Annotated in this window: 21 protein-coding genes and 1 other RNA gene; 14 read left to right on the top strand and 8 right to left on the bottom strand. The window is 66.0% G+C overall.

The window, feature by feature from the left end:
• Nucleotides 1-72: 72 nt before the first annotated feature.
• Complete coding sequence (locus tag VZ068_RS17905; RefSeq protein WP_349656050.1) at nt 73-2,097, top strand: M3 family metallopeptidase; 2,025 nt, start codon at nt 73-75, stop codon at nt 2,095-2,097.
• A 140-nt stretch (nt 2,098-2,237) separates the two neighbouring features.
• Nucleotides 2,238-3,008: an SH3 domain-containing protein gene (locus VZ068_RS17900; RefSeq protein ID WP_349656049.1), complete on the top strand. Its 771-nt coding sequence runs from the start codon at nt 2,238-2,240 to the stop codon at nt 3,006-3,008.
• Between the two features lie 217 nt (nt 3,009-3,225).
• Here VZ068_RS17900 and fabB read toward each other — a convergent pair whose 3' ends face one another.
• Entirely contained in the window at nt 3,226-4,434 is a 1,209-nt protein-coding gene (gene fabB / locus VZ068_RS17895; protein ID WP_349656048.1) for a beta-ketoacyl-ACP synthase I, read from the bottom strand.
• On the bottom strand, nt 4,434-4,949 hold the full coding sequence (gene fabA / locus VZ068_RS17890) for a 3-hydroxyacyl-[acyl-carrier-protein] dehydratase FabA (protein WP_259156593.1): 516 nt from the start codon (nt 4,947-4,949) through the stop codon (nt 4,434-4,436). The genes fabB and fabA overlap by 1 nt, the downstream gene beginning before the upstream one ends.
• 343 nt (nt 4,950-5,292) lie before the next feature.
• Here fabA and dinB point away from each other — a divergent pair, with 343 nt between their 5' ends.
• From dinB to VZ068_RS17865, 5 genes are all read left to right on the top strand, one after another.
• Complete coding sequence (gene dinB, locus VZ068_RS17885; RefSeq protein WP_349656047.1) at nt 5,293-6,372, top strand: DNA polymerase IV; 1,080 nt, start codon at nt 5,293-5,295, stop codon at nt 6,370-6,372.
• Between the two features lie 10 nt (nt 6,373-6,382).
• A non-coding RNA gene (locus VZ068_RS17880) (sX9 sRNA) lies at nt 6,383-6,461 on the top strand.
• Between the two features lie 118 nt (nt 6,462-6,579).
• Entirely contained in the window at nt 6,580-7,230 is a 651-nt protein-coding gene (gph, locus tag VZ068_RS17875) for a phosphoglycolate phosphatase (RefSeq protein WP_349656046.1), read from the top strand.
• A gap of 402 nt (nt 7,231-7,632) precedes the next feature.
• The gene (locus VZ068_RS17870; protein ID WP_259156589.1) at nt 7,633-9,876 is read left to right on the top strand and encodes a TonB-dependent siderophore receptor; all 2,244 of its coding nucleotides are present in this window, start codon (nt 7,633-7,635) and stop codon (nt 9,874-9,876) included.
• Between the two features lie 50 nt (nt 9,877-9,926).
• Nucleotides 9,927-10,880 carry an alpha/beta hydrolase-fold protein gene (locus VZ068_RS17865; RefSeq protein ID WP_349656045.1) on the top strand — a complete coding sequence of 318 codons (954 nt, stop codon included), beginning with the start codon at nt 9,927-9,929 and terminating at the stop codon, nt 10,878-10,880.
• A 117-nt stretch (nt 10,881-10,997) separates the two neighbouring features.
• On the opposite strand, the gene VZ068_RS17860 is transcribed toward VZ068_RS17865, so the two are convergent.
• Both VZ068_RS17860 and VZ068_RS17855 read right to left on the bottom strand, forming a co-directional pair.
• A complete protein-coding gene (locus tag VZ068_RS17860; protein ID WP_349656044.1) occupies nt 10,998-11,390 on the bottom strand; it encodes a TfoX/Sxy family protein in 393 nt (130 codons plus the stop codon).
• Nucleotides 11,387-11,869 carry a GAF domain-containing protein gene (locus VZ068_RS17855; protein ID WP_349656043.1) on the bottom strand — a complete coding sequence of 161 codons (483 nt, stop codon included), beginning with the start codon at nt 11,867-11,869 and terminating at the stop codon, nt 11,387-11,389. Before VZ068_RS17855 ends, VZ068_RS17860 begins: the two co-directional genes overlap by 4 nt.
• Nucleotides 11,870-11,986: 117 nt before the next feature.
• Between VZ068_RS17855 and bioD the strand changes: the two genes are divergently transcribed.
• The gene (gene bioD, locus VZ068_RS17850; RefSeq protein WP_349656042.1) at nt 11,987-12,661 is read left to right on the top strand and encodes a dethiobiotin synthase; all 675 of its coding nucleotides are present in this window, start codon (nt 11,987-11,989) and stop codon (nt 12,659-12,661) included.
• Between the two features lie 163 nt (nt 12,662-12,824).
• On the opposite strand, the gene VZ068_RS17845 is transcribed toward bioD, so the two are convergent.
• Complete coding sequence (locus VZ068_RS17845; protein WP_349656041.1) at nt 12,825-13,160, bottom strand: phasin family protein; 336 nt, start codon at nt 13,158-13,160, stop codon at nt 12,825-12,827.
• A gap of 191 nt (nt 13,161-13,351) precedes the next feature.
• Nucleotides 13,352-13,705, bottom strand: coding sequence for a 6-carboxytetrahydropterin synthase QueD (gene queD, locus VZ068_RS17840; protein ID WP_259156577.1), 354 nt, complete (start codon nt 13,703-13,705; stop codon nt 13,352-13,354).
• A 279-nt stretch (nt 13,706-13,984) separates the two neighbouring features.
• Here queD and VZ068_RS17835 point away from each other — a divergent pair, with 279 nt between their 5' ends.
• Together VZ068_RS17835 and VZ068_RS17830 are read left to right on the top strand one after the other, a co-directional pair.
• The gene (locus tag VZ068_RS17835) at nt 13,985-16,606 is read left to right on the top strand and encodes a TonB-dependent receptor (RefSeq protein ID WP_349656040.1); all 2,622 of its coding nucleotides are present in this window, start codon (nt 13,985-13,987) and stop codon (nt 16,604-16,606) included.
• Between the two features lie 183 nt (nt 16,607-16,789).
• Nucleotides 16,790-19,075, top strand: coding sequence for a transferrin receptor-like dimerization domain-containing protein (locus VZ068_RS17830; RefSeq protein WP_349656039.1), 2,286 nt, complete (start codon nt 16,790-16,792; stop codon nt 19,073-19,075).
• 443 nt (nt 19,076-19,518) lie between these two features.
• Here the strand turns inward: VZ068_RS17830 and VZ068_RS17825 are convergent, their stop codons facing one another.
• Nucleotides 19,519-20,907, bottom strand: coding sequence for a DEAD/DEAH box helicase (locus VZ068_RS17825; protein ID WP_259156570.1), 1,389 nt, complete (start codon nt 20,905-20,907; stop codon nt 19,519-19,521).
• Nucleotides 20,908-21,213: 306 nt separating this feature from the next.
• On the opposite strand from VZ068_RS17825, the gene VZ068_RS17820 reads away from it, so the two are divergent.
• Nucleotides 21,214-22,272, top strand: coding sequence for a fumarylacetoacetate hydrolase family protein (locus VZ068_RS17820; RefSeq protein ID WP_349657749.1), 1,059 nt, complete (start codon nt 21,214-21,216; stop codon nt 22,270-22,272).
• Between the two features lie 43 nt (nt 22,273-22,315).
• Nucleotides 22,316-22,978, top strand: a complete 663-nt coding sequence (gene maiA / locus VZ068_RS17815; RefSeq protein WP_349656038.1) for a maleylacetoacetate isomerase — start codon at nt 22,316-22,318, stop codon at nt 22,976-22,978.
• 797 nt (nt 22,979-23,775) lie between these two features.
• Here the strand turns inward: maiA and VZ068_RS17810 are convergent.
• Nucleotides 23,776-24,909 carry a PilT/PilU family type 4a pilus ATPase gene (locus tag VZ068_RS17810; protein WP_259156566.1) on the bottom strand — a complete coding sequence of 378 codons (1,134 nt, stop codon included), beginning with the start codon at nt 24,907-24,909 and terminating at the stop codon, nt 23,776-23,778.
• 99 nt (nt 24,910-25,008) lie between these two features.
• On the opposite strand from VZ068_RS17810, the gene VZ068_RS17805 reads away from it, so the two are divergent.
• Nucleotides 25,009-25,392: a DUF4398 domain-containing protein gene (locus VZ068_RS17805; protein WP_046963332.1), complete on the top strand. Its 384-nt coding sequence runs from the start codon at nt 25,009-25,011 to the stop codon at nt 25,390-25,392.
• Entirely contained in the window at nt 25,389-26,279 is an 891-nt protein-coding gene (locus VZ068_RS17800; protein WP_349656037.1) for a hypothetical protein, read from the top strand. Before VZ068_RS17805 ends, VZ068_RS17800 begins: the two co-directional genes overlap by 4 nt.
• Nucleotides 26,280-26,580 lie beyond the last annotated feature (301 nt).

Raw genomic sequence — 26,580 nt, 5'->3', positions numbered from 1 at the left:
ACGCGCTGGGCGTCGGCACCTGTCACCAGACATCTTCGTCATCCCTGATTCAGTCCACCGCCGGAGCGCTCCATGACCAACCCGCTGCTCGATCTGTCCGGACTGCCGTCCTTCGATGCCATCCGCCCTGCGCATGTAGGCCCGGCGATCGACCAACTGCTGGCCGAGGCAGAAGCGGCAGTGAAGGCGGCCGAACAGGTCAGCCCGGTGCGCTGGGACAGTTTCGTGGTGCCGCTGGACGATGCCACCGAGCGGTTGTGGCGTGCATGGGGCCAGGTCGGCCATCTGCAGGCGGTAATGAACACGCCCGAGCTGCGCGAGGCCTACAACAGCAATCTGCCCAAGGTGAGCCGCTTCGGCAGCGCGCTGGGCCAGAACCTGGCCTTGTACGCGCAGTACAAGGCGCTGGCGCAATCGCCTGAAGCGGCCGAGTACGATCAGGCGCGCCGCAAGGTGCTGGACAACGCGCTGCGCGATTTCCGTCTCGGCGGCGCCGAGCTGGACGAAGAGGCCAAGGCGCGCTTTACGCAGATCCAGGAAGAGCTGTCCGCGTTGGCAGCCAGGTTTTCGCAGAACGTGCTCGACGCTACCGACACATGGTCGTACGTGACCGAAGACCAGGCGCAGTTGTCCGGCCTGCCGGCCGAGGTGATCGCCGCCGCACGCGCTGCTGCTGAAAAAGACGGCGTAGCGGGCTGGAAGTTCACCTTGCAGATGCCGTGCTATCTGCCGGTGCAAAGCGATGCCGACAGCCGCGAACTGCGCGCGCTGCTGTATCGCGCCAACGCCGAGCGCGCTTCCGAGTTCGGCGATCCTGCGCTGGACAACAGCGCCAATATCGATCGTATTCTCGCCCTGCGCGCCGAGCTGGCGCAGCTGCTTGGATTTGCAAGTTACGCCGACTACTCGATCGCCACCAAGATGGCGCAAAGCCCCGCTGAAGTGATGGGGTTCCTGCGCGACCTGGCCGTGCGTGCCAGGCCGTATGCGCAACGCGACCGCGCCGAACTCGAAGCCTTCGCACGCGACGAACTTGGCCTGGATGAACTGCAGGCCTGGGACCTGGCCTACGTCAGCGAAAAGCTCAAGCAGGCGCGCTACAGCTTTTCCGAGCAGGAGGTGAAGCAGTATTTCACCGAGCACAAGGTGCTGGCTGGCCTGTTCGATGTCATCCACAGCCTGTACGGACTGAGCGTCAAGCCGGACAGCGCGCCGGTGTGGCATCCGGACGTGCGTTTCTTCCGGCTGGAAGATGCGCAGGGCGCGTTGGTCGGCCAGTTCTATCTTGATCTTTACGCGCGCGAAGGCAAGCGCGGTGGCGCGTGGATGGACGATTGCCGCAACCGCCGCGAGACCGCCAATGGGACGCAGACGCCGCTGGTGTATCTGGTGTGCAACTTCGGCCGCGGCAGTGGCGATGCACCGGCCACCTTCCGGCACGGCGAGGTCACCACGCTGTTCCATGAAATGGGCCACGGCCTGCATCAGTTGCTCACCCGCATCGGCGAGTTGGGTGTGGCCGGCATCAACGGCGTGGAATGGGACGCGGTGGAACTGCCGAGCCAGTTCATGGAGAACTTCTGCTGGGAATGGGAGCGCGTGCAGGCGATGACCGCGCACGTGCAGACCGGCGAGCCGCTGCCGCGCAACCTGTTCGATCGGCTGCTGGCTGCGCGTAATTTCCAGAGCGGCATGTTCACCGTGCGCCAGCTGGAGTTCGCCTTGTTCGACATGCAGCTGCACAGCAGCTTCGACCCGGTGCAGGGCAGCGTGCTGCAGCTGATCGAGCGCGTGCGCGACGAGGTCGCCGTCAATCGCCCGCCGGCGTGGAATCGCTTCCCGCATCAGTTCAGCCATATTTTCGCGGGCGGCTACGCAGCCGGCTATTACAGTTACAAATGGGCTGAAGTGCTTAGTGCCGATGCCTACGCCGCGTTCGAAGAGGCGCCGGAGCAGGTCGCTGACACGGGGGAACGTTTTCGCCATGAAGTGTTGTCGCGCGGTGGCAGCCGCAGTGCGGCCGACAACTTCCGTGCCTTCCGTGGGCGTGCGCCGAGCATCGACGCATTGCTGCGGCACAACGGCATGGCGGGCTGATGGTGCCGATTGGGCCGTCGTCACCGGCCACCGGTCGCTACGGAGTTCGCACTGAATTGAGGTGAGCTGTCTTATAACCGCGACGTGGCGCTCCTTCGCGAGGCGCCGCATGCAGTGGAACAGGGCACAGGGAGCGCGCAATGCAGCGACGTTTGTCATGGAGTGCGCTATGGCTGATGGCCGTGGCCATGCCGGTTTGGGCGCAGCATGCCGGCCACGCCAACGGCCTGGCTGGCCTGCGCGCCGGGCCTGCTGAAGAGTACCGGCGCGTGGGAGAAGTTCAGCCCGGCAATGCGCTTCAGGTCTATGGTTGTCTCGACCGCGGCACCTGGTGCGACGTGCGTTCTCCGGAGGCACGTGGTTGGCTTCCTGCGACCTCGATCGTGCTCAATCACGGCGCCCTGAATCGCGTGGTGCCGAAAGTGAAGTTCTCGCTGGACACCTACTGGGACACGCACTATCGCGGCCGCGAATGGACGGTCGAGAGCGAGCGTGCGTTCTGGCGCGATCACACGCCGGGAGACTCGCTGCCACTGGAGCTCCTGGCACCTGGCGAGGGCGTGCCGGCGGACGGAGTGCAGTCCATGGCAAGACGTGCCAAGCGGCAGACACGTGCAGAGAACGAGCGCACCGAACGCGAGCGTGCCGTGATCGATCGGGCTGCGCTGAATCGGCTGGACCGTGATGCACGGGACGAAAGGATCAACAGGTGCGAACGCTCAGGAGGCCAGGACAGTGCCGTGCAGAGTTGTATCTCTCAGGCACGCAGCGACTACGACGGAGCGGTTCGGCAACGGTGCGCAGGCGCACACAGTCAGGACGGCGGCTCACAGAGTTGTATCGACCAGGCAAGCATCGACTACGAGCAATCGGTTCGGGAACGGAAAATGCGCGACCAGCAAGATCGCTAGCCGGCCGTTCGTCGGACGAGGTCTGGCGCGCACCTGGCAGGGCATTGCGGTTGGCGCCTTGTGGCGGTACCAACGACGCAAACCCCGGCTTGCCGCGCCTGGCCAACCGTTTCGGCCGATGGCATGCAAGACACGGCAGTCACTGGGTGATCGGCGCGTTTCTGCCATCGCCGCAACCGGTGCCACCGCAGCGGGATCGCGGCGGTGGCAGCAGCCATCACACCCGCCCGAACACCAACGTGCCGTTGGTGCCGCCAAAGCCGAAGCTGTTGGACATCACCGTGTTCAAGCTCGCCTCCTGCGTCTGCCGCAGGATCGGGAAGCCCTCCGCTCGTGGGTCGAGTTCGTCGATATGTGCAGAGCCGGCCATGAACCCGTCGCGCAACATCAGCAGGCTGTAGATCGCCTCGTGCACGCTGGCTGCGCCCAGCGAATGGCCCGACAGCGCCTTGGTCGAGGACAACGGCGGCACGTTGTCGCCGAACACCTCGCGCACCGCGCCCAGTTCGGTGACATCGCCCAGTGGGGTGGAGGTGCCGTGGGTGTTGAGATAATCGATCGGCTGGCTGAGGCCTTGCATGGCCATGTGCATGCAGCGCACCGCACCTTCGCCGCTGGGCGCCACCATGTCGGCACCATCGGAGGTCACGCCATAGCCGAGCAATTCGGCATGGATGCGTGCGCCGCGCGCGATGGCGTGGTCGTAGTCTTCCAACACCAGCATGCCGCCGCCGCTGCCGATGACAAAGCCGTCGCGCTGCGCATCGTAGGGGCGTGAGGCCACCGCCGGGCGATCGTTGAAGCCGGTGGACAGCGCGCCCATCGCATCGAACATCACGCTCATGGTCCAGTGCAGTTCTTCGCCGCCGCCGGCGAACATCACATCCTGCGCGCCGTGCCGGATCAGATCCGCAGCCGCGCCGATGCAATGCGCCGACGTCGCGCAGGCGGCCGACAGCGAATAGCTCAAGCCGCGGATCTTGAACGCAGTAGCCAGCGACGCGGAGACCGCCGAACACATCGTGCGCGGCACCATGTACGGGCCCACCTTGCGCACGCCACGGTTGCGCAGCAGGTCGGCGGTTTCCACCTGCCATTGGCTGGACCCGCCACCGGAGCCGGCGATCACGCCGGTCCGCAGGCTACTGACCTGCTCGGCATCCAGCCCGGCATCGGCAATCGCATCGCGCATGGCCAGATACGCGTACGCGGAGGCGTCGCCCATGAAGCGTTTGAGCTTGCGGTCGATCAACGCCTCCAGATCCAGAGTCACCGCCCCGCCCACCTGGCTGCGCAGACCGGCCTCGGCGTGATCGGGCAATGCAGTGATGCCGGAGCGGCTCTCACGCAATGCGGTGGAGACGGTGTCCAGATCGTTGCCCAGACACGAATTGATGCCCATTCCGGTGACGACGACACGACGCATCAGAAGTTCTCCGTCGAAGTGAACATGCCCACGCGCAGATCCTTGGCGGTGTAGATCTCGCGCCCGTCCACCAGCATGCGTGCATCGCTCTGCGCCATCACCAGCTTGCGGTTGATCACGCGGCTGACATCGATCTCGTAGCTCACCAGGCTGGCGCTCGGCAATACCTGGCCGGTGAATTTGACCTCGCCGCAGCCCAGCGCGCGTCCGCGACCGGGTGCGCCGATCCAGGTCAGGAAAAAGCCGGTCAGCTGCCACATCGCATCCAGCCCCAGGCAGCCGGGCATCACCGGGTCGCCGATGAAGTGGCAACCGAAGAACCACAGGTCCGGGCGGACATCGAGTTCTGCGCGGATCACGCCCTTGCCATGCGCGCCGCCGCTGTCGTTGATCTCGGTGATGCGGTCGAACATCAGCATCGGGTCGTTCGGCAGCCGGCCGCTGTCGGGTCCGAACAATTCCCCGCGCGCGCTGGCCAGCAATTGGTCGCGCGAATACGCATTTTGACGAGTCATCACAAACGTGTCCTGCAAGGAGCGAATGGCGAAGCCGGCAAGGGTGCATGAGCCGGCGCGGTTCAATCAAACGTTTTATCCGTACGCATGCGTGCTGTTTTCAGACGCTGCAAGGGTGCGGTGCACAATGTGGAGGCTCGGTAGCTCGCGCCTTCGCACGCCATCCGGTCATGGCCAACGGCCGGATGATGTGCAAAGGGGTGGTGGTCCGGAGCTGAAGGCAATGTCCATCGCTGGCGGCGGTCGCGCCCGTTTCGCGCCGCCTTGCCGTTGTTGCTGGATCATGGCGTGAGACGCGGCTGCCTTATCATGGCCGCATCCTGAGTGGAGAGATGCCAGCTTGATGCGCAAGATCGTGCACGTGGACATGGATGCGTTCTACGCGTCCGTGGAGCAACGTGACGATCCCGGCCTGCGCGGCAAGCCGGTGGTGGTGGCCTGGCGCGGTGCGCGTTCGGTGGTCTGCGCCGCCTCCTACGAGGCACGTACTTTCGGCATTCGCTCGGCGATGCCGGCGCTGCGCGCCGAGCGGCTCTGCCCGGATGCGGTCTTCGTGCCGCCGGATTTTGCGCGCTACAAGGCGGTGTCGCGACAGGTGCGCGAGATCTTCCATCGCCACACTGATCTGGTCGAGCCGTTGTCGCTGGACGAAGCCTATCTGGATGTCACCCAAGCCAAGACCGGCATGCAGCTGGCCACCGAGATCGCGCAGCTGATCCGCACCCAGATCCGCGACGAAACCCGGCTCACTGCATCGGCCGGCATCGCGCCGAACAAGTTCCTGGCCAAGATCGCCTCCGACTGGCGCAAGCCAGATGGCCAGTTCGTCATCGCACCAAGTCGCGTGGATGCATTCCTGCTGCCGCTCAAGGTCAATCGCATTCCCGGCGTGGGCAAGGTGATGGACGGCAAGCTGGCGGCTTTGGGCATCGTCACCGTGGCCGATCTGCGACTGCGTCCGCTGGAAGAATTGCAGGCGCATTTCGGCAGCTTCGGACATAGCCTGTATCGCCGCGCGCGCGGCATCGACGAACGCCCGGTGGAGCCGGATCAGGAAGTGCAGTCGGTCTCCTCGGAGGACACCTTCAGCGAGGATCTGGCGCTCGATGCACTGGATCCGCACATCCTGCGCCTGGCCGAAAAGACCTGGCTTGCCACGCGGCGTACCGAACGGATCGGGCGCACGGTGGTGCTGAAGTTGAAGACCTCGCACTTTCGCATCCTGACCCGCTCCTACACGCCGGAGCAGCCGCCCGCTTCTTTGGACGCATTGGCGCAGATTGCATTGGCGCTGACCCGGCGCGTGGAACTGCCCGAGGAGACGCGCTATCGCCTGGTCGGCGTGGGGCTGAGCGGTTTCAGCGATGCCGACGAGGGCGCGGTGCAGGGAGAATTGTTCGGTGAGACGCCGCCGGCGCAATGAGCGCGGCCTCATGCCCGCGGTGCCGCCACTGCGGTTCTGAGCGCGCCGTCCACACCCACCAGATGGCTGCTCGCTACGTTGGGTGGGCCGCTCCTGGCCTGCTGCATGCAGCGATCGCTGCATCAGGCATCTCCACCGCGCACGCTGACGCGCTCTGAATCCGGACGCTCGTACACTGCACGCCGCTCCCCCGACGAGGCGTTGTGCATGTTTCCGTATCCGCTGGTGATCTTCGACCTGGATGGCACGCTGGTGGACAGCGCACCCAATATCGCCGAAGCGCTCAACGCCACCCTGCACGAACTCGGGTTGCAGCAGTTCAGCGAGGCGACGATCCGCGGCTGGATCGGCGAAGGCGTGCACGTGCTGCTCGCCACCGCCTTGCGCGAAGCCGGCGGTACCCATGACGCCGATACCGAGATGCCGGTGATGATGCGTCATTACGAAGCCTGCCTGCTGCATGACCCGCAGCTCTATTCCGGTGTCGGCGAGGCATTGACCGGGTTGCGCGAGGCCGGCGCTACGCTCGCGTTGTGCACCAACAAGCCATCGCGGTTTATCGCGCCGCTGCTGGAGCATCTGGGTATCGCATCGCAGTTCAGCAGCGTGCTCGGAGGCGATTCGCTGGCGCAGCGCAAACCCGATCCGGCACCGCTGCTGCACCTGGCCAGGCAATTCCGGCACACACCGCAGCAGTGCCTGATGGTCGGCGATTCGGCCACGGATGCGGCTGCCGCACACGCAGCGGCAATGCCCTTGGCGATGGTGCGCTACGGCTATCTGCGCGGCTTCGATGTGCAGAGCGCCGGCGCGGTGGCGGTCATGGACGACATGCGCGAGCTGCTTGCGTTGAAGTAAAACGCGCAAGCCAATCAGCACCCGTTGCATGCGCCTCCATCATCGCTTGCACCACCAACGCCGCCGTCGGTTCGCCGCGCTGGATGAACATCGCACGCACGTGCACTGCACCGGCAGACAGCTGGAACGCGCACCGACCTGCAGATAGTGCACAACATGTTGCGGCAAAAGTGCGCTGATCTGTTCCGCAAGAGCCGCATGCGGCTTCGCCGGCGCAGTCATTCTGTTTGAGAATGAATCGCATCTGTGTAGAATGCGCGGGTAATCCTGACTGCGTCAGCGCTTGGCAGGCGCATCGTGCGCCTGCTGCACGCAGCACTCCCCACGTATCACCTCAAGCCGTCGCCAGAGGTCCATCTCCTGTCGAGAGGTTTGAGAATGTCCGCATCACGCCGGTCATGGATGTCTGCGCCTGCGCGTCGTCCCATGTTGTCCCACCGCCAGCTGGTGTTGGCCATTGCGCTCGGCTGTGGCAGCTGCATTTGCAGCGCATCGGCCGAAGACGCCGCGGCCGATCCGCAATCGCTGGACACCGTGCACGTCACCGCCGCGCAAATCGCACGGCAAGCATTGGGTTCGTCGGTCATTACCGCCGAAGACATCGAACGGCGCCCGCCGGTCAACGATCTGTCGCAGCTGCTGCGCACCATGCCGGGCGTCAACCTCACCGGCAACAGTGCCTCCGGCCAGTACGGCAACAATCGCCAGATCGATCTGCGCGGCATGGGCCCGGAAAACACGCTGATTCTGGTCGATGGCAAACCGGTGGGATCGCGCGATGCGGTGCGCATGGGCCGCAGCGGCGAGCGCAATACGCGCGGCGACACCAACTGGGTGCCGGCCGAAGCGGTGGAGCGGATCGAAGTGCTGCGCGGCCCGGCCGCGGCGCGTTATGGCTCCGGTGCCTCCGGTGGCGTGGTCAACATCATCACCAAGAAGCCGACCGGCGATTTAACCGGCTCGATGAGCCTGTTCGGCCTGGTGCCGCAGCACAGTGCCGAAGGCGGCGGCCAGCGTGCCGGCTTCCAGCTCAGCGGGCCGCTGAGCGACACGTTCTCGTTCCGCCTCTACGGCAATCTCAACAAGACCGATCCGGATTCACTGGAGCTCAATCGCCGCTTTGCCAGCAGCGCCGCCGCGGTGCCGCCGGCCGGACGCGAGGGTGTGCGCAACAAGGACATCAACGGCCTGCTGCGCTGGGATCCGATGGAAGGCCAGGTGATCGAACTCGATACCGGTTTCAGCCGCCAGGGCAATCTGTACGCGGGCGATCGCGCGGTCAGCGCCGATGGCCTGGCCGGTGCCGATCTGGGTGCGTTGTTTGGCAGCGAAACCAACACGATGATCCGCCGCACCGCCTCGCTGACCCATCGCGGCACCTGGGCGCTCGGCACATCGCGCCTCACCGCCGCCTACGAAGGCACCGACAATACCCGCCTCAACGAAGGCCTGGCCGGCGGGCCGGAAGGCTCCATTGCCGCCAGCCTGCTCGATTCCACCGCCACGCTCGACAACCTCAACATCGACGGCGAGTTCAACATGCCGCTGCAGGCCTGGACCGAGCAGGTGCTGACGCTGGGCTTCGAACGCCGCCAGAGCCGCCTCAGCGATGCGTATTCGATGTCGCAGACGGTGAGCGCAGGCGGTGGTTTCCCCGGTCTTGCCAATGGCACGCGCAGCCCGCGAAGCGAGGCCACGCTCAGCGCGGTGTATCTGGAAGACAACATCTACGCCAGCGAGCGGCTGACGCTGACGCCAGGTGTGCGGCTGGATCACCACAGCCAGTTCGGCAACAACCTCAGCCCCAGCCTCAACGTGCAGTACAAACTCAGCGAAGACTGGTTGCTCAAGGGCGGCATCGCGCGCGCCTTCAAGGCACCCAACTTGTACCAGTCCAACGCCAATTATCTGTATTACACACGCGGCAATGGCTGCCCGGTGCTGTTCCCCAATCTTGGTTCGGGCTGCTATATCCAGGGCAACGACAACCTCGATCCGGAGACCAGCATCAACAAGGAGATCGGCATCGAGTGGGCACCGCAAACCGGTCACCACGCTTCGCTGACGTACTTCCACAACGCCTACGACGACAAGATCGTCGCCGGGATGGTGCCGGTCGGTGTCACTGTCGACCGGCGCGGGCAGGTATTCCAGTGGACCAACGCATCGGAAGCGATCGTGCAGGGCGTGGAAGGCAACCTCACCCTGCCGCTGCTGGGTGAGCAGGGCCGCGAGCTGAAGTGGAACACCAATGTCACCTACATGATCGAGAACAAGAACACCGCGACCGATCAGCCGCTGTCGGTGATTCCGGAATACACGGTCAACACCACGCTGGATTGGCAACCGACCCAGGCCTTGTCGCTGCTGCTCACCGGTACGTTCTATGGCAAACAGGAATCGGCCACGCAATCAAGCACCAGCGGCGGCGCCATCGCCCCCGACTCGCGCGACCCCTACGACCTGTGGGGCGTCAGTGCGCGTTACCGCATCACCCGCAAGGTCAGTGTGGGCCTCGGTGTGGACAATCTGTTCGACACCCGCCTGTTTCGCGAAGGCACCAACAACACCGGCGGTGCGGCAGGTGCGGCGACCTACAACGAGCCCGGTCGTGCGTATTGGGCAAGCCTGAGTTTCGGTTTCTGACAGCGATGCGGCGCTGCGTGCGAACGTGCGCGCCGCAACAGGAGAGTGCAATGACCCGACAGCACCGTTGGCCGCTGGCCTGCGCCGGTGTACTGCTGTGGAGCCTGGGTGCGTTGCCGGCGTTCGCGCAGCCGGACCTGAGCCGCACGATCGGCAGCACCGTCGCCGATCGCCCCAGTGCCTCCTATGTCTTCAGCGCATTGCGGCTGGACTCGGCCGATGCTCAACGCCATTACCGCGTGCGCATTGCCACACCCAAGGCTGCGCCGCCCGTTGCCGGTTATCCGGTGGTGTACCTGCTCGATGGCAACGCGGCATTGATGGAACTGGATGAGCGTTTGCTCGACAGCCTCTCGACTGACGGCGATGCGCCGGTGCTGGTGTTCATCGCCGACGACAGCGCGTTGCGCATCGATGCGGTGGGGCGCAGCCTGGACTACACGCCTGCGCGTTTTACCGATGGCCGTGTCGAAACCGACCCGCTGAACCCTGAGCGCAGGACTGGCGGCGCTGCCGCATTCGCGCAACTGATCGCCGCACGCATTCGCCCGCAGGTGCAGGCTCATGTGTCGGTGGATCCTCAGCGGCAGACGCTATGGGGCCATTCGTATGGCGGGCTGTTCGTGCTGCAGGTGTTGCTGACGCAGCCACAGCTGTTTCAGCACTACGTGGCAGTCGATCCATCGCTGTGGTGGGGCGATGGATTCATCGTCCAGCAGGCGCAGCGCGTGGTCGATAACGCACACGCAGCTTCTGCGAGCACGCAGCCAGACAAGCATCGCCTGACGCTGATGGCGGGCGAGGGCGGCACGCCGGCCAACGCTACAAAACCAGCGCGTCCCGGGCGGCCACAGTCAGATCCACATGCGGCACAGAATCTGGTCGCGCTGTTGTCGTCGTTACCCGGCCTCAGCGCCGCGTATCAACCGCTACCAGGCCTCAGCCATGGTCAGACGCTGGGCGCATCGCTCGCGCCGACGTTACGAGACGCAGCGGCGCGTTGACGAAGCCAGATCAGGCAAGCGATCGAAATACATCGCTCTAGAACGCAACAAGCACGCTAGCGCTGGTCGCCGCGCCAGCGTCATGCGCGCACGGCTGCGGCAACCCGGCGCAAACATTCAATCCTCGCGCGTTTGGCTCAGGTCCACGGCGTCATCGTCTGCTTCGCCCATGTCGCCATGCGTATCGTCGTTGTCTGCCCGTGCGTAGTGCACGGTTTCCACCGGCCCGGCGACCGCGCGGCCGCGTACCGGCAACAGCGCACTGGCCGCCTCGTATTCGGCCAGCAAGGCATGCCGGCGCGCTTCGGGCACGTCCTGCCAGTGGCAGTCGGTCAAGGCGCCTTCCAGCGAGTACAGCAGGTTGAGGCTGGGCTTGAAACCGGCCCGGCGCACCTTGACGAATGCGCCCACCGCGCCCACCGCCTGCAGATCCTGCTGCGTGCGCAGGCCGACCTGGCGCAGCCACGCCGCACTTTTCGGGCCGATGTTGCGCAGCCGTTCGGTGGTCACGTCAGCGCGCCGACAAAAACCTGCGCGATGGCTTCCAGGCCGCGCTGGTCGTCCGCATCGAAGCGATCCAGCTCCGGGCTGTCCAGATCCAACACGCCGATCAACGTATCGCCGTTGACCAGCGGGATCACCAGTTCCGAGCGCGACGCCGAATCGCAGGCGATATGCCCGGGAAACGCGTCGACGTCGGCAATACGCTGGCTTTGCCGGGTGCTGGCGGCCGCACCGCACACGCCCTTGTCCAGCGGAATGCGCACGCAGGCCGGCAAGCCCTGGAACGGCCCCACCACCAGCTCGCGGCCGTCGTAGAAATAGAAGCCGGCCCAGTTGAGCGACGGTAGCGAGTTGAAGATCAGTGCGGCCAGGTTGGCGGCATTGGCGATCCGGTCCGGCTCGCCGTGCACCAGGGCCTGGGCCTGGGCGGTGAGCTGGGCGTATTGTTCCGGCTTGCTGCCGGTCAGCGATGAGGTGGCGAACATGGCCGAAGTTTAGCAGCGGCCATCCGCAGCGGCATTGCGACTCAGCCGCGCGTCCGGATCCGCGCGTTATGCTGCGCCCCCTCTCGGCAATGGCGGCGCGGCCGCAGGATCGAACGCATGCAGCATCCGGCGTTGTATGTCACCGGCACCGACACCGGCATCGGCAAGACCATGGGCAGCACCGCGCTGCTGCACGCGCTACGCGCGCGCGGGCGCACCGCCGTGGGGATGAAGCCGGTCGCCAGTGGCTGCGAACAGACGCCCGATGGCTGGCGCAATGAAGACGCGCTGGCGCTGCAGGCGGCCAGCGACCCGCAGCCGGACTACGCCACCCTCAACCCCTACGCCTTGCCCGCACCGCTGGCACCGGAGCTGGCTGCGGCCGATGTCGGCGTCACCCTGTCGCTGGACCCGATCGCCCGCGCCTTCGCGCAATTGCGTCGTCAGGCCGATGTGGTGGTGGTCGAAGGTGTCGGTGGCTGGGCCGCGCCGCTCAGTGCCGATCTGGACCAGGCCGATCTGGTCCGCGCGCTGCAATTGCCGGTGGTGCTGGTAGTCGGCGTGCGGCTGGGCTGCATCAGCCACGCGCGCCTGACCGCCGCCGCCATCGCCGCCGACGGGCTGGAGTGCATCGGCTGGATCGCCAACGAGGTGGACCCGCAGATGGAGCGCGTTGAAGCGAACATCCAGATGCTGCATCAGCGGCTGGGGATGCCGTGCTGGGGGCGGATCCGTTGGCGCCCGGGCGCCGATGCCGCCAGCCAGGCGCAGGAGCTGCGGCTACCGATCTAGCCGCGCCGGCTGCAACCGCGCCAGTGCCCATCGCCGCGCGCAAGCCGCGGCGATGGGCCGCCCGGCAAACGCACAATAAAAAAGCCCGACAGAGGGAGGGATCTGTCGGGCCGGATTGCACGGGGGGAGGGACCCATGCAAAGACGCTGAATTTTGGTGGCCGTTACTTGCGCCGTGTCCTGCCTGTTGCGCCGGCCTGCTCGCTGCCGTTATCGAACTGCTGCTTGGCGAACTGCCCAAGCTCGCTGGACATCTTCAATCCCATCCCGACCACTTCCTGATTGGCCGAAGCCAGGCGTTCCAGGTTGTCGCGGGCCAGTTGCAGGCCTTTCGGCCAGAGCGTCTGGTAGGCACCCAGGTCGCGTGCCTGCGCAAACTCACCGAAGAACGTGGTGGTTGCGTTGACGTTCTGCTCCAGCGTGTCCAATGCCAACTGGTTGGCACGTGCTGCGGCAGAGGCGAACTGACTGGTGAAGCTGTTATCGAACTGCGCCGACATTGCGAACCCCTTGGGGAAAGCCGTGACCGTTTGTTGCGATGCAGCATACGCGGATATTGGTGCGATGCAACAAGTTTCCTGAAGCTTCCCCAAACTTTGTTCAAATCCATTTGAATTCAAGCGGTTGACGATGCGTCAGAAACGACGAAGCCGCCCGGCAGGCGGCTTCGGGTGGATCATTGCGCACGCGATCAGCCGCGATAGCGGCAGCCGGAAGTGCAGGTTTCGTGCACCACGATCTCGCTCAACTGCGGCAGCGCCGGTTTGAGCTGCTGCCAGATCCAGATCGCCAGCCGCTCGCTGGTCGGGTTCTCCAGCCCCTCGATGTCATTGAGGTAGTGGTGGTCCAGGCGGTCGTAGATCGGTTGGAAGGCGGCCTTGATGTCGCCGAAATCCATGATCCAGCCGGTCTGGTCACCGGGTTCGCCGCTGACATGCAGCTCGACCCGGAACGAGTGCCCGTGCAGCCGGGCGCACTTGTGGCCGGGCGGCACATTGGGAAGCCGATGCGCGGCTTCGAGCGTAAAGACTTTGAAGATATCCATGGGCGCCATTGTAAGTGCGCTGGTGCCTACCGGGCTGCCCCGAGCGCGGCGACACAACGGACTGGCGCGCCCGCGTGGCATCCACAACATGGGTTGGCCGCACCGCGCTGGAGCGCCACCCGGTTGGCCGCACAAGTCCGACGCGCGCTCTGCCGCGTCCGGCCAGCGGCGTGTGTCACCGCGCGTCATATCTCTATGCAGATCTGTAATTTTTGTTAATCGATTGCGCGTGGCCCACTGCAACACCCCCATTCATGGAGGCCGTGCGTGAAGCGCCCGATGCCTTATCTGCTATCCGCTGCCGTTCTGTCCGCGCTGATTCCCCTCGCCCATGCCGATGACGCGACACCCGGCGCGGGCAAGACCCTGGCCACCGTCAGCGTCACCGGCTCCAACATCAAGCGCACCGATAGCGAAGGCCCGAACCCGGTGCAGGTGATCGACCGCCAGCAGCTGGAGCAGTCCGGCAAGGTCACCGTCGCCGACGCGCTGCGCTCGATCTCGGCCAACACCGGAAACGCCACCAACGAAACCACCAACAACGGCTGGGCCTCCGGCTCGGCGGGCATCGGCCTGCGCGGGCTGTCGCAGAAAAACACGCTGGTGCTGCTCAACGGACGCCGCCTGGCCAACTACGGCTTTCCTGCCAATGGCCTGGGCGACACCTTCGTCAACCTCAATGCGCTGCCGCTGGTGGCCGTGGAACGCATCGAGGTGCTCAAGGACGGCGCCTCCGCCGTATACGGCTCCGATGCGGTGGCCGGCGTGGTCAACATCATCACCCGGCAGGATTTCCAGGGTGCCGAGCTGGGCGTGAGCGGCGGCAGCTCCGATCAGGGCGGCATGGACACCCAGCGTGCCAAGTTCATCGGCGGCATCGGCGACCTGGATAGCGACGGCTACAACATCCTTTTCAGTTTCGACGCCTACAACCGCGATCGGCTGGATCAGGACCAGCGCGCGCTGACCCGCTCGGGCATCTACACCGACCTGCCCGGCGGGCGCTGGAACGGCTGGTCGGCCAAGGGCGCGCGTTACCTGGTCGGTGGCCGCTCGGTGCCGATGCTGGATGCGCAAGGCAACTGCCCCGCCGGGACGGTATTGACCGCCAGCGCACCGATCGACGGCCTGGCCGGCGACACCTGCGGCTTCAACCAGGCCCCGTTCACCACGCTGATCCCCTCGACCAAGCGCTATCAGGCCTACACCAACGCCACCTTCCGGCTCAGCGACACCGTCGAAGCCTTCGGCGAGGCGCTCTACAGCGAGGTCAAGGGCGTGTCGATCTTCGGCTCCAGCCCGTACTTCACCCTGGAGGGCGGCCGCTTTGCGTTGAACGCCAGCAGCGGGCTGGCCGAGCCGGTGTCCAACCTGCTGCCGGCCTCCAGCCCGTACAACCCGTACGGCAGCGCGGTGCCGATCGAATACACCTTCTTCGACCTGGGCCAGACGGTCAAAACCAATCGCTCGCAGTCCTACCGCTTTCTCGGCGGCTTGCGCGGCAAGACCGAGCGCTGGGACTGGGAAGCGGCGGCGTTCGCCGCGCGCAGCACCGAGCATGAGACCGTCTCCGGCGGTTTCGCCAATCGCTTCACCCTGGCGCAGGCGCTGGCCGACGGCAGCTACAACCTGTTCGATCCATCGGCCACGCCGCAGTCGGTGATCGACGGCATCAACCTCAGCACCTTGCGCCCGGCGCAATCGACGCTGCGCGGCGTCGATGCCAAGGTGTCCGGCAACCTGTTCGAGCTGCCGGCCGGCAGCGTCGGGTTCGCCGCCGGCGCCGAGTGGCGGCAGGAGGAGCTGGTCTCGCGCAATCCCTGGCAGATCGACCAGGGTCTGCAGATCCGCCCTGCCATTGCCGCGGTGGATGGCGAGCGCAGGGTGTCGGCGCTGTATGCCGAGGTCAACCTGCCGCTGCTGCAGTCGCTGGAACTGCAGCTTGCCGGGCGCGGCGATCATTACAGCGATTTTGGCGAGGCGTTTTCGCCCAAGGCCAGCCTGCGCTGGCAACCGCTGGACGCCGTGCTGGTGCGCGCGGCCGCCTCGCGCGGCTTTCGCGCACCTTCGCTGTCGGAGAATGCGGCCAGCACCAATATCTCCTACGGTTCGGTGGTCGACCCGTTCGATCCGGACGTGCCGGGCTCGCGCCAGAACCCGACCTTCTTCACCGTCGGCAACACCGCGCTCGAGCCCGAGCGCACGCGCAGCTACAACCTCGGCGTGGTGCTGTCGCCGTGGGCGGACACCAGCCTGAGCGTGGACTGGTACAAGATCGAGCTGGAGAATCTGGTCGGCACCGGCAACAACGCCACCATCGTGCAGAACAACGACCCGGCCGACGTCATCCGCGACGCGCGCGGCACGCTGGTGGCGGTGTACAACCGCTACCAGAACCTCAGCGAACTGACGACCTCGGGGATCGATGTGGAACTGCGCCAGCGCTGGCGCACCGAAGCAGCTGGCAACTTTGGCCTCAACACCGCCTATACCCACGTGCGCGATTACCGTCGCCCCACCGTGGTCGGTGGCCCGTTGCAGGATTACGCCGGCAGCAATCTCGGCCCGTCGCTGCCACGCAACAAGGCCACCACCACGCTGGACTGGAACCTGGGCACCGTCAGCGCCGCACTGACCTGGTACTACACCGGCGGCTACGACCAGAAGGCCAGCGCCGCGGCCAGTGCGGTGCAGTCGCGCGTGGGCGACTACAACCAGTTCGACCTGTATCTGGGCTACACCGGGATCGACAAGCTCACCCTGTACGCCAAGATCGAGAACCTGGCCGACAAGCAGCCGCCGGTCGATGCCTCGTTCCCGGGCATTCGCGCGCCATACGACTTCACCCAATACGACCTGCGTGGGCGCTATTTCACCGTCGGCCTGGACTATCGATTCTGATCGGCATACGCACGGCCCTTGTGCGCGACGTGGGAGTGCCGGTCAGGCCCCATCGCGTGCAAGCGGACTCCTGCACACTGCGGCAGCTAGGTGCGCGACCGCAGCCGTGCAATGGTGGCTCTGCCTGCCACCGCTCTGAACGACTGCAGCGCCATTGGCCCTGAACACCTTCAAGGAATCACCATGACCTCTTCGCAGCACGCCTGGCTACTTGCCCTGGCCTTCGTCGCGCCTCCCCTGGTCGCGCAACCTGCCGCACCACCCGCCGCGCTACCGGGTTACGACACCGCCGCCGCACAGGCGCAACGCGCGCTGGAAGCGCGTTTCGATAGCGGCTTGCAGGACGCCGATTATCGCGGCTGGTTGAAGCAATGGTCGTCGGCGCCGAATCATGTCGGCGCGCCGCATAACCTGGAAAACGCCCGCGATCTGCAAACGCGCCTGCGCGGCTACGGCTGGGATGCGCGCATCGAAACCTTCGAGGTGTTGTGGCCCTCGCCCAGGACCTCGCAGCTGGAACTGCTCGGTCCCAAACCCTATGTCGCGCGTCTGAAAGAGCCGCCGCTGCCGGGCGACAGCACCTCCACCCAAACCGACAACGTACTGCCGCCGTATGTGATCTACGGCGGCAATGGCGATGTCACCGGCGATCTGGTCTACGTCAATTACGGCATCGCCGAGGACTACGAAGCGCTGGCGCGCAACGGCGTGGATGTGCGCGGCAAGATCGTCATCGCCCGCTACGGCAAGGGATGGCGCGGGCTCAAGCCGCGGCTGGCGCAGGAGCATGGTGCGATCGGCGCGATCATCTATTCCGATCCGCGCGACGACGGGTACTTTCAGGATCGGGCCTATCCCGATGGCCCGGCGCGCAATCAGTGGAGCGTGCAACGCGGCTCGGTCGCCAATTTCGCGATCTATCCCGGCGATCCGCTCACCCCGGGCGTCGGCGCCAGCAAGGGCGCCAAACGCCTGAAGATCGACCAGGCCGGCAGTGTGTTGAAGATCCCGACCCTGCCGATCAGCTGGGGCGACGCGCAACCCTTGCTGGCCGCCCTGGGCGGGCCGGTGGCACCGGAGGACTGGCGCGGCGCGCTGCCGATCACCTACCGCATCGGCGGCGACGACAGCGCGCGCGTGCATCTCAAGGTGGATGCGGACTGGGGCAGCAAGACCATCTACAACGTCATCGCCACCCTGCGTGGCAGCGAATATCCGGACCAGTGGGTGGTGCGCGGCAATCACCGCGACGGCTGGGTATTCGGTGCGGCCGATCCGCTCTCGGGCACCACCGCCTTGCTGGCCGAAGCCAAGGCGATCGGCGAGCTGGCCAGGCAGGGGCAGCGCCCCAAGCGCACGCTCGTCTACGCCAGTTGGGACGGCGAAGAAGCCGGCCTGCTCGGCTCCACCGAATGGGCCGAACAGCACGCCGACGAACTGCGCCGCAAGGCGGTGCTGTACGTCAACACCGACGGCAACGGGCGCGGCTTTCTCAATGCCGGCGGCAGCCATTCGCTGCAGCGGCTGGTCAATGGCGTGGCGGCGGATCTGCGTGACCCCGACAGCGGCGTGAGCGTGCTCGAACGGCAGCGCGCCCGTGCGCGTATCGATGCGCTGGCGCCCACCGCCAAGCCGGCGCAGAAGGACATCGCCAGGCAGGTCGCAGCCGGCGGCGACGTGCCGCTGAAGGCACTCGGCTCGGGCAGTGACTACAGCCCGTTCCTGCAGCATCTGGGATTGGCGACGCTGGATCTGGGCTATGGCGGGCAGGGCGGCGGCAGCGGCGTCTATCACTCGCTGTACGACTCCTACGATTACTTCGCGCGCTACATCGATCCGGACTTCAGCTATCTGCCGCTGTTGTCGCAGACGGTCGGCCGCACGGTGCTGCGCGTGGCCAACGCACTGGTGTTGCCGCAACGCTTCGGCGACTTTGCCGACGCGGTGGCCGGCTATGCGCAGGAACTCAAGCAGCAGGCCGACAGCGACCGCACTGCCGCACGCACGCAGGCCGAGTTGCTGCAGGCCGGCGCCTATACGGCCGTCGATAACCCGAACCGGCCGCAACGCGCGCCCGAGCCGAAAGCCGCGGTGCCGCAGATCGACTTCGCCGCGCTGGACCAGGCCATCGCGCGATTGCAGGCCAGTGCCAAGCGCTACGACGGAGCGCTGGCATCGCGTGGCGGCAGCCTGGATGCAGGCGTGCGCGGCAAGCTCAACGCCTCGCTGCAGCGCATCGACCAGACCCTGCTGGCCGAAGGCGGTTTGCCGGGGCGGCCGTGGTACCGCAACCTGATCTACGCACCCGGCCTTGCCACCGGCTACGAGGTCAAGACCCTGCCAGGCATTCGCGAAGCGCTGGAAGACCGGCGTTGGGAGGATCTCAACAAGTACATCGTGCAGACCGCCGCGGTGCTGGATCGGTATCGCGAGGCAATCGATCGCAATACCGCGTTGATCGACGGCTAGGCAGTGAGCACGCAAGACAGGAAGCGCTGAGGGTTGGCGGTGAGGTTCCAGCCTCCCGTCAGTCCTGAGCGTTGCCGCGATCGGTGCTCGCGCTCAAGCCGCTGCGTCTGCGGTGTGGCCGAGCGCAGGGAGTGCCGGAAGATCGTCGGGCACGTTGCCTGCCTTGCGGAAGCAGACCAACTGCAGCGGCGAGCGAGGAGGGGTGGCGCCAGCCACGCGCCACCAGCGTGACCGGGCTTGTTTGTGCAACCACCGGTTCTTGCCTTGATCGTTGCACCGCTCCGGCTTCTTCGATGGCACGCGCGGCGCTTGCGAAGGTTGCACCTGGCCTCTACCGCCTTGCACTTTCGCGCGACGACGCCCACAAAAAAGCCGTCCCGAGGGGCGGCTTTTTCTGTCACGTCACTGCATGCGGCAACGCCAGTGGAACCGGCGCGCGGGATTCAGCGCGTGCCGCTCGGGCGCTGGCCGCCACGGCCGCTGTCGCGACGGCCTGCACCGGCACCCGCGCCCGCACCGGCCTGACGCGGCCCGCTGCTGCGCTGGCCACCGGGCTTCTTCGGGCCGGCATGCGCATGCGCCTGACGCGGCGCATCGCCATGCGGACGACGGGCGTGGCTCTTGCGCGGGGCGCGATCGCCACCCGGCTGCTCGGCACGACCCGGCGCGCTATTGCCCCAACGGATCGGGGTCTGCGGCTCGTAGCCAGGCACGTCGCGGATTTCCACGTCGCGGCCCAGCATGCGCACGATCTGGCGCAGCAGCTTGGCTTCGTCCTGCGCCACCAGCGAGATCGCCTCGCCGGTGGAACCGTTGCGGCCGGTGCGGCCGATGCGGTGCACGTAGTCTTCGGCCACCATCGGCAGGTCGTAGTTGATGACCTTGGGCAACTGGTCGATGTCGATGCCGCGCGCGGCGATATCGGTGGCCACCAGCACGGTCACGCGGCCGGCCTTGAAGTCGCTCAGGGCACGCATGCGCTGGCCCTGGCTCTTGTTGCCGTGGATCGCCGCGGTCTTGATGCCGGACTTCTCCAGGAACAGCGCCAGCTTGTCGCTGCCGTGCTTGGTGCGGGCGAACACCAGGGTCTGCTCGCGGCTGTCCTGCGCCAGCAGGTGCAGCAGCAGGTCACGCTTGCGCGCGCCATCGACCGGGTGCACGCGGTGGGTGATGCTCTCGGCCACGGTGTTGCTCGGGGTGACCTGGATCTGCATCGGGTTGCGCATGAATTCCAGCGCCAGCTGCTTGATGTTCTCTTCGAACGTTGCCGAGAACAGCAGGGTCTGGCGGTCCTGGCGCGGCAGCTTGGTCAGGATGCGCTTGATCGACGGCAAGAAGCCCATGTCGAGCATGCGATCGGCTTCGTCCAGGATCAGCACTTCGATGCCGGACAGGTCCACGCTGCGACGCTCGATATGGTCGATCAGGCGGCCCGGGCAGGCGATCAGCAGGTCCACGCCACGACGCAGCGTATCGAGCTGGTTGCCCATGCCCACGCCGCCGTAGATCACCGCGCTCGGGATGCGCAGGTACTTGCTGTAGCCGCGCAGGCTGTCGTGCACCTGGGTGGCCAGTTCGCGGGTCGGGGTCAGGATCAGCGCGCGCGGCTTGCGCGGGCCGTTGACCGGCTGCGGGCTGGTGCCCAGGTGCTGCAGCAGCGGCAGGCCGAACGCGGCAGTCTTGCCGGTACCGGTCTGCGCGCCGGCCAGCAGGTCGTGGCCTGCCAGCACCAACGGGATCGCCTGCTGCTGGATCGCAGTGGGGGTTTCATAGCCCTGCTCGGCCAAAGCGCGCAGCAGGAAGGGCGCCAGGCCCAGGGATTCAAAAGACATCAGGAAGCTCCAAGTAAAGCGTCGCCACCAGGCCAGGCCCGGAGCGCAAACGCATTGCAGATGCAAAAAGTGAGGCTCGGAGCGTTCCCGTGAACCGCGCTGCGAGATGGTGGAACAACCCAATCAAGAAGCGATGGGTTTGTCGGCACCACGAAAGGCGTCGGGTGGGGCGGGCGAGCGGATCGAGCGATCCTGGCCTCGCCGGCGGTCCCAAAGGGAAACGGACGGCCGCATGCAGACCCGGCCAGTGTACGCCCCTTTGGCGCGCTGCACAAAATTCCGGCATCGCGTTGTGTTCCGGGTCAGCTGTTTCAACCGCAACCATTATTGCGCCAGGTCGTACAATCGGCACATCAGCCACAGCACAGGATGGTCATGAAGCTAGGTTCCCTGAAGGAAGGCGGCCGCGATGGCAGCCTGATCGTGGTTTCGCGCGACCTGAGCAAGGCCGTGCACGCCACCGGCATCTCACCGACGCTGCAGCGCGCGCTGGAAGACTGGAGCAACGTCGCGCCACGGCTGAACGCCTTGGCTGCCGCGCTCGACGAGGGTAGCGCCGATGGCGTCTTCGATCTGGATCTGCAGGCACTGGCCGCGCCGCTCCCGCGCGCGTACGAATTCGTCGATGGCAGCGCCTACCTGCCGCATGTGGAGCGCGTGCGGCGCGCGCGCAATGCCGAGGTGCCGGAAAGCTTCTACACCGACCCGCTGATGTACCAGGCCACCAGCGCCGGCTTCTACGGCCCGCGCGATGCCATCAAGGTGATCAGCGAAGATCACGGCATCGATCTGGAAGCCGAAATCGTGGTGATCACCGACGACGTGCCGATGGGCGCATCGCCCGAACAGGCGGCCGCGCATATCCAGTTGATCGGCCTGGTCAACGATGTTTCGCTGCGTAACCTGATCCCGGCCGAGCTCGCCAAGGGATTTGGTTTTGTGCAGTCCAAGCCGCGCTCGGCGCTGTCGCCGGTGTTCGTCACCCCCGACGAATTGGCCGATGCATGGCGCGACAACAAGGTCCATCTGCCGCTGGTGACCCACGTCAATGGCGCCTGGTTCGGCGCGCCGGAGGCAGGCAACGACATGCAGTTCGATTTCGCCCAGCTGATCGCCCATGCCGCCAAGACCCGCCCGTTGTCGGCCGGCACGATTGTCGGGTCCGGCACCATCGCCAACGAAGACACCACGCTGGGCGCATCGTGCTTCGCCGAACAGCGCGTGGTCGAGACCTTGCGCGATGGCAAGCCGAGCACGCCGTTCATGGCGTTCGGCGATGTGGTTCGGATCGAGATGTTCGATGCCGGCGGCGCCAGCGTCTTCGGCGCGATCGAGCAGCGCGTCGAACGGCAGCCATTGCCATGACGCGCAGCGTCTGGCCGGCGGGCGCGGTCACCGGCCGGCGCGCATGAGCGCGGCGCTGGAGCTGTTTTCGTACTGGCGTTCGAGCGCGGCGTATCGCGTGCGCATCGGCCTGCACCTGAAGTCGCTGGCCTATGTCACCCATCCGGTGCATCTGGTGCGCGACGGCGGCGAGCAGCATGCGGCGGCCTATGCGCAGCTCAACCCGCAGCAGCTGGTGCCGACGCTGCGTCACGGCGCAGTGGTGATCCCGCAGTCGCTGGCGATTCTGGACTATCTGGAAGAGGCCTTTGCGGGCAGCGCGCCGCTATTGCCGGCAGCCCCGGCCGACCGCGCCCGCGTGCGCGCGCTGGCCCAGCTCATCGCCTGCGATGTGCATCCGCTCAACAATCTGCGCGTCACCCAACTGCTGGAGCGCGAGTTCGCGCTGGACGCTGCGCAACGCCTGCACTGGACCCGGCACTGGATGCAGCGCGGGTTCGCCGCACTGGAGGCGCAACTGGCGCACGATGCGCGCACCGGGCGTTTCTGCCACGGTGACACGCCGGGGCTGGCCGATTGCGTCCTGATTCCGCAGCTTTACAACGCCCATCGCTTCGAGGTCGATCTGGCGCCGTATCCGACCTTGCAACGCATCGAACTGGCCTGCCTGGCGCTGCCGGCCTTCGATGCGGCACGGCCCGAAATACAGGTCGATGCGATGGCGTGAGGGTAGGGAATCAAGGCCCTCATCCGCCCTGCGGGCACCTTCTCCCGCTGCGCGGGAGAAGGGGGTGCCAGGACGCCGACGCGCTAGCTCCCGGCCAGGCACTGCGGGAACTGGCTTGTCGCTGGCACATCAAGCCCCTCATCCGCCCTTCGGGCACCTTCTCCCGCCGCGCGGGAGAAGGGGGTGCGGGAGAGGGGCATGCCAGGACGCCGACGCGCTAGCTCCCAGCCAGGCACTGCGGGAACTGGCTTGTCGCTGGCGCATCAAGCCCCTCATCCGCCCTGCGGGCACCTTCTCCCGCCGCGCGGGAGAAGAGCGCGCGGGAAGGGTGAGCCAGAACGCCGACGCGCTGGTTCCCGACCAGGCACTCCGGTAACCGGCTCCGCGTTGCGCGCACGCGTAAATCCTGGCGTTGCCATCAGCGAGAGCAGCGGCTTGCAACGCCGGTGGAGATGCCTTGGAGACCCAGGATGCGTGCTTGGGAGAAACGCAGGGATGCGCTTTGGAGAAGGCGAATGACGTGTTCTGGAGCAGGTGATGCTCTGGAGAAGGTGGATGACGTGCTCTTGAGAAGGCAGTAGCGCTGGAAACACTACCTCAGGCAGCAGCGGCGCTGCCCCCGGGCCACACTGACATTCCGGGTTGCCGACTCCGTTGCCCTTCTCCCGCGAGCGGGAAAAGGTGGCGCGCAGCGCCGGATGAGGGCGCTTCGGGCAGCGACGACACGCCGCAGGACTCAGCGCCGTCAGCGACCATCTAACAACGCTGCCGCCTGCCGCTTCTGCCCACCAGACCGATCAGATAAATCCGTGACTGATCTTCGGTGCGGCGGCAGTCTCGTAATCCGCATACGGGTCGTGCTCGCCCGAACCACCTTCGGACAGCCGGAACTTCAGTGCCAGGCCATCGCGCGAGTCGGCAGCGCGCAGCGCTTCCTCTTGCTCGATTTCCCCTGATTTGACCATGCGGAACAGACATTGGTCGAAGGTCTGCATGCCTTCTTCCAGCGACTCTTCCATCGCCTGCTTGACCTCGTGCACCTGGCCGCGGCGCAGCAGGTCGCGGATCATCGGGGTATTGAGCAGCACTTCGGTCGCCGGGCGACGGCGCCCATCCAGCCCCTTGACCAGGCGCTGCGAGACCACTGCGCGCAGATTCAGCGCCAGATTCATCAGCACGTTCTTGTGCGCGCTTTCCGGGAAGAAGTTGAGGATGCGCTCGATGGTCTGGTCGGCATTGTTGGAGTGCAAGGTGGCCAGGCACAGGTGACCGGTCTCGGCGAAGGCGATGGCCGCCTCCATGGTCTCGGCATCCAGGATCTCGCCGATCAGGATCACGTCCGGCGCCTCGCGCATCGCGTTCTTCAGCGCGCTCTGGAACGCATGCGTGTCCAGGCCCACCTCGCGCTGGTTCACGATCGACATCTTGTGCTTGTGCAGATATTCGATCGGGTCCTCGATGGTGAGGATGTGCCCGGTGGTGGTGCTGTTGCGGTGGTCGATCATCGAGGCCAGCGAGGTCGACTTGCCGGAGCCGGTCGAACCGACCACCAGCACCAGCCCGCGCGGAGTCATGATGACGTCCTTCAGCACCTGCGGCAGGTTGAGTTCTTCGATGCTCGGGATCCGGCTGCGGATGGCGCGGATCACCATGCCCACCTCGCCTCGCTGCTTGAACACGTTCACGCGGAAGCGGCCGGCGTCGGGCAGGGCGATGGCCATGTTGAGCTCGAGCTCGCGCTCGAACTGCGGTACCTGGCCTTCGTCCATCAATGAGTAAGCGATTTTCTTGACCATCCCCGGCGGCAACCCCGTATTGCCGAGCGGGTAGAGCTTGCCTTCGATCTTGATGTACACCGGCGCACCGGTGGTCAAGAACATGTCCGAGGCATTCTTTTCGGTCATCAGCTTCAGGAAGTAGCCGATATCCATGCGCAATGGTTCCCCAACAAACAGCAGCGTCTCGTTGCAAGTCCGCCGCAGGCTTCCGACAATGGCCGTGCTCGAGACTTCCTCGCTACGGCTCCCCTAATGACGGCTAGCTTCGCATACTTGCGGCGATCCCTGTATGGCATCGCCTGTTTCATGGTTCTTTCCTCTCCGGCCGCCGCCCAGGTGGCTCCGGAGCTCACCGCCGCCGAACAGGCCGTGCAACGCGCCACCCAGGCCGACGCCGACCAATACGCCCCGGATCTGGTCAACCTGGCCCGCCAGGAACTGATGCAGGCCCAGCAGGCGCAGCTGGACAAGCGCCAGCGCAAGCAGGTGCCGCAGATCGCCCTGCGCGCCGCCGCCGATGCCGATCTGGCCAAGGCGCGCAGCGAAGAGGCGGTGGTCAGTGCCCAGCTGGAGCAACGCCGCAAGGAAGTGGCGCAACTGCAGAACAGCCTCAACACCGGGGAGAGCGGTCGATGAAACTGCGCCCCTACCTTTATATCGGTGTGCTGAGCCTGGCCACGCTGCCGTCGCTGGCGATGGCGGCCAAGGACGACCCGCAGGCCGACGCGCTCAACCGGCGCCTGGCGGCGCTGCAGAACGACCCGCAGACCAGCGACCTGGCCCGCTACGAGCGCTTGCAGGCCCAGCAGACCGTGGCCGCGCTGGCCGAGGCCAAGCGGCGCGACCGCGATGAGCTGGTGTTTCTGGCCGACCGCCGGGTCGAGATCGCTGAGCTCACCGCCCGCACCGCGCTGGCACGGCGCGAGCTCGACCGCCTGGAAGGCACCCGCAACGACCTGCTGATCGAAGCCAGCCGCCGTGACGCCTCGCGCGCCCGGCAGGAGGCCGAGCGCCTGCGTGTGCAGGCGCAGATCCAGGCCGAGGAGGCCGAGCGCATGCGTCAGGCCGCCGAACAGGAAACCCTGGCCCGCCAGGATGCCGAGCTGGCGCTGACCAACGTGGCCGGCAAGCAGACTGCCAAGCTCAACGCCGCCCAGCAGAAGGCGCTCCAGCTGGCGCACGAGGAGGCCGAACTGGTGGCAGGGGCCAAGCTGCCCTCGTCCAAGGTGGACAGCCGCGGCGAAGTGTTCTCGCTGGGCAGCGGCGCGTTCGGCGGCAAGGCGGCGTTGTCCGGCGATGCGGCCGGGCAGGCCAAGGCGCTGGCCGAGTATCTGAACATCGGCAAGAAGGGCCGGGTCAGCATCGTGGGCTTCGACAGCGATGCGGCCATGGCCAAGAAGCGCGCCGAGGCGCTTCGCGATGCGTTGGTCGCCGGCGGCGTTGCGGGATCGCGGTTGCAGGTCAGTGGCAGCAAGGGTGCCGCCAGCAAGACGCGTGCGGCCGAGGTCGTTGTCGCTCCATAATGCAAGTAGTTGGAAGTTAAGGCGTTTTAACCCAGGCATGACGCCCGGTTGAACCGCGGTCACTGATTGACGCAAGGAACGGCAAAAGCAGCCGTTCCGGCCTTGAACCCCCTTCGCGACCGGCGTAGGGTCGTACCTCCGGGCAGCAACTCCGCCGCCCGGAAAGTACGGAGGGCCGGGTCAGTGACGCAAGGGCACACAGCGACGCACGCAGTTGCAACAGGTAGTGGTTTTACCAATGCGTCTACCGTGGTGACCTTTGCCAACGCGACTCGCGGGTCTTCCATTCCCAAGCAGCGCC

The sequence above is a fragment of the Xanthomonas sp. 10-10 genome (assembly GCF_040182365.1).
Taxonomy (GTDB): Bacteria; Pseudomonadota; Gammaproteobacteria; order Xanthomonadales; family Xanthomonadaceae; genus Xanthomonas; species Xanthomonas arboricola_F.
Note: the sequence above shows the minus strand (reverse complement) of the source record. Positions and strands in the feature narration are given on the sequence as shown.